Annotated in this window: 3 protein-coding genes; all 3 read right to left on the reverse strand. The window is 50.7% G+C overall.

The window, feature by feature from the left end; genetic code table 11:
• On the reverse strand, nucleotides 1–458 hold a 458-nt coding region (locus NBH15_RS29150; protein WP_250824218.1), incomplete at its 3' end, for an N-acetylmuramoyl-L-alanine amidase.
• 2 nt (nucleotides 459–460) lie between these two features.
• Nucleotides 461–592 (reverse strand): smalltalk protein, encoded by a 132-nt coding sequence (locus tag NBH15_RS29155; protein ID WP_158579720.1) that lies wholly within the window; start codon nucleotides 590–592, stop codon nucleotides 461–463.
• Nucleotides 593–613: 21 nt separating this feature from the next.
• A complete protein-coding gene (locus NBH15_RS29160; protein WP_128135837.1) occupies nucleotides 614–1,078 on the reverse strand; it encodes an HU family DNA-binding protein in 465 nt (154 codons plus the stop codon).
• Nucleotides 1,079–1,208 lie beyond the last annotated feature (130 nt).

Consider the following 1,208-nt stretch of genomic DNA (forward strand, 5'->3'; position numbering starts at 1 on the left):
TCCCATTCGGCATCAAAACAAGGACATGCCTTGGGTGCATGTGGGGTGAGGCGGTTATGGCCGGTGATGAGGGCTTGCGGGTAGAGCTGGCGGAGGATCGTTAGCAATTCTTCCAGCCGTTCGCGTTGGCGGGGCGTACGGGTATTGGCAGGATGCCCGTCAGGGTCGAGCCCGCCCTCGTAGCAGATACCGATGGAGCAATGGTTCAGGCCTTTTACATGGGCACCCACCTCACCAAGTAGGCGAGGGTGGGTGGTGGTTCCGTCGGTACGGATGTAAAAATGATAACCGGTCGTGCGAAAACCTCTGCTCCGGTGGTCGCGTTCCAACTGTTCGGCTGTATAAGGCCGATTGCAACGGGTGGCGGAACAGTGGACCACGATAAAGCGAACACTTTCAGTGGCATGGCGCATGAGTTCGATCTCGTCCTGCAGGACGGTTTCGCAGATAGGAACCATGGCTACAAGCAAGACTGGAGTCCCAAGGCTCCTAAAAGAGTGGCTACTACGGTGGCGATCACCTTTAACACGATACCCCAGATTTTGTGTTTGGGGTTTTCAGGTGCCGGATTGGTCTCGATGGTTTGTTGCATGTGTTTATAAATTTAATGGTTTCATTCAATTTCAGGTCTGTCACTACCGCTTTCCTCCTCTGGAACTTGTGTGCCGTTGATATTCACTTTTACCAGGGTCGTTTTTTCACCTAAGAGTGAATAACGGCGGGTACCGTTGAGGATCGTGTACGAAGGAGTAAAACCGGGGACGATGCTTCTGATTTGGGTAGCTTTCACCTCTTCGGCCTTTTCAACACCTTTCCCTGTGATCAAACGGTTGTAGACCGTCCCGAATCCAAGCAGTTCAACTTTGTAACCTTTTTGAAGGTTTTGAATGACATAGCGTTGATAACGGTCCAGGACGTTCAGCACATCCCCTTTGGTGAGCGACGATTCTTCTGCGATTTGATCGGCGGCATCACGGGTCGATAGCGTCCCGTAATAAAACGGGGCAGGTTTGAATACTTCTTTCCGTGGTTCTTCACCCGGAATAGTGTACTTGCGAACTAAAAAAGCTTGTGGCATACGTTTTTGATATTTAATAGTTTAACAATGTTTACAATGCAAATATACGGCAAGGGGCCGGTGGCAGTGATGCCGGATGATGCGGCAGGGAGGGAAACCCATCCGCTTTTTTTTCATGCATCTGTCGATG

Source organism: Parabacteroides caeci (assembly GCF_023656795.1).
Lineage (GTDB): Bacteria > Bacteroidota > Bacteroidia > Bacteroidales > Tannerellaceae > Parabacteroides > Parabacteroides segnis.